Here is a 2556-nt window from a genome sequence, read left to right as displayed (position 1 = left end):
GCCGGCCCGGAGGACCAGATCGCGGTACGACCCGCGGGCACCTTCCTGCGCCGCCTGGAGCACCTGCCGGCCGGCGCACCCGCCGGTCCCGGGCCCGACTGGACGGGAACCGTGCTGCTCACCGGCGCGACCGGAGCCCTCGGGCTGCGCACCGCCGCCTGGCTGGCCGAGCAGGGAGCCCGCCGGATCGTCGCCGTCAGCCGCTCCGGCGCAGCCGCGGACGGCGCCGCCCGGCTGAAGGAGGAACTCGACGGCACCGGAACCGAACTTGTCGTCGCCGCCTGCGACGTGGCCGACCGGGACGCGGTCGCCGCCCTGCTGGCCGAACACCCCGTGGACGCGGTGGTGCACACCGCGGGCGTTCTCGACGACCGGCTCGTCGACGGGACGCAGACCGCCAGCCTCGACCTTGTGCTGCGGCCCAAGCTGGCCGCGGCCCGCAACCTGGACGACCTCACCCGCGACCGGGAGCTGAGCGCGTTCGTGCTGTACTCCTCCGTCTCCGGCACGCTGGGCACCATCGGACAGGCCAACTACTCCGCCGCCAACGCCGCCCTCGACGCCGTCGCCGAACGCCGCCGCGCCGCCGGGCTGCCCGCGACCTCGCTCGCCTGGGGCCCGTGGGGAGGTGGCGGCATGGCCACCGAGAACCCGGAGACCGAGGCCCGCATGCGGCGCAGCGGCATCCACCCCCTCGACCCCGACCAGGCCGTCCGGGCCATCGGCCGGGCCACCGCCCGCGGCGAGTCGACGACCGTCGTCGCCGACGTCGACTGGGCCCGGTTCGCCCCCGGCTTCACCACCGCCCGGCCCAGCCCCCTGCTGTCCGGCCTGCCGGAGATCACCGACCTGCTCGCCCGGCACCCGCAGGCGCACTCCGACACCGACACGGCGGGGGAACTGCGGGGCAAGCTTGCCGGGCAGAGCGCCGCCGAGCAGGAACGCACCCTGCTCGCCCTGGTCCGGGCCGAGGCCGACGGTGTGCTCGGCCACTCCTCCACCGACCCGGTGGGCGCCGCGCAGCCCTTCAACGCCCTGGGGTTCGACTCGATGTCGGCCGTCACCCTGCGCAACCGCATCGGCGCCGCCACCGGCCTGACCCTGCCCGCCACCCTCCTGTTCGACCAACCCAACGCCGCCGCGCTCGCCGGCTACCTGCGCGCACGCCTGAGCGAGGGCAACGACACGGCGACCGCCGTGCTCGCCGACCTCGACCGGCTGGAGGCGGCGCTCGCCGACCTGCCCGGCGACGACAAGCGGCGCGACCGCATCGGCGCCCGACTGCAGGCGCTGCTCACCGGCCTCGGCGGCACCGGCCGCAACACGTCCACCGCGGTCGCCGCCGCCACGGACGACGTCAGCGACCGGATCAACTCCGCAGCGGCGGACGAGATCTTCGACTTCATCGAGAACGACCTCGGCATCTCCTGATGGCCCGGCCACAGGACCTGGGAAACGGTGACACACGCATGAGCGATGAGGACAGGCTGCTCGGCTACCTGAGGAAGGTCACGGCCGACCTGCACCAGACGCGGCAGCGGCTCGCCGCCGCCGAGGCACGCGAGCAGGAACCGGTAGCGATCGTCGCGATGGGCTGCCGTTTCCCAGGCGGTGTGACGGAACCCGACGACCTGTGGCGGCTGCTGGACAGCGGCACCGACGCCATGACCGAGTGGCCCCGCGACCGCGGCTGGGACGTCGAGTCGCTGTACGACCCGGAGCCCGGCACACCGGGCCGCAGCTACACCCGCACCGGCGGATTCATCGAACGCGTCGGCGACTTCGACGCCGGGTTCTTCGGCATCTCACCCCGGGAGGCCGTCGGCACCGACCCCCAGCAGCGCCTCCTGCTGGAGATCTGCTGGGAGGCGCTGGAACGCGCCGGCATCGACCCGCTGGCCCTGCGCGGCAGCCGCACCGGCGTCTTCTCCGGCACCAACCTGCACGACTACACGACCCTGCTCAGCCTGTCCGACAACGCCGGCGACGACGGCGTGGGCAACTCCGCCAGCGTCGTATCCGGCCGCATCTCTTACACCCTGGGACTGGAGGGCCCGGCCGTGTCCGTCGACACCGCCTGCTCCTCCTCGCTGGTCACCCTGCACCTGGCGGCGCAGGCGCTGCGGGCGGGGGAGTGCGACCTCGCGCTCGCCGGCGGCGTCACCGTCATGTCGACACCCACGGTATTCCTGGAGTTCAGCCGCCAGCGCGGACTGTCGCCCGACGGCCGCTGCCGTGCCTTCGCCGACGGCGCCGACGGCACCGCCTGGGGTGAGGGCGCCGGCATGCTCGTCGTCGAGCGGCTCTCCGACGCCCGCCGCAACGGGCACCCCGTGCTCGCCGTGGTGCGCGGCTCCGCCGTCAACCAGGACGGCGCCTCCAACGGCCTCACCGCCCCCAACGGCCCGTCCCAGGAACGGGTCATCTGGCAGGCGCTCAACGCCGCGAAGCTGGTGCCGGCCGACATCGACGCCGTCGAGGCGCACGGCACCGGCACCACCCTCGGCGACCCGATCGAGGCGCAGGCGCTGCTCGCCACCTACGGCCAGGACCGGC

At 74.5% G+C, this 2556-nt stretch carries 2 protein-coding genes; both read left to right on the top strand.

Translation table 11 applies throughout. The features are described 5' to 3' along the window. On the top strand, window positions 1-1431 hold a 1431-nt coding region (locus ACYVE9_RS22430), incomplete at its 5' end, for a beta-ketoacyl reductase (RefSeq protein ID WP_461029699.1). A gap of 38 nt (window positions 1432-1469) precedes the next feature. Beyond that, window positions 1470-2556 (top strand): beta-ketoacyl synthase N-terminal-like domain-containing protein (locus ACYVE9_RS22425; RefSeq protein WP_461029698.1); only part of this gene is annotated, 1087 nt, incomplete at its 3' end.

The sequence above is a fragment of the Streptomyces sparsus genome, from assembly GCF_054776295.1.
This window is presented reverse-complemented; position numbering and strand designations above follow the sequence as displayed.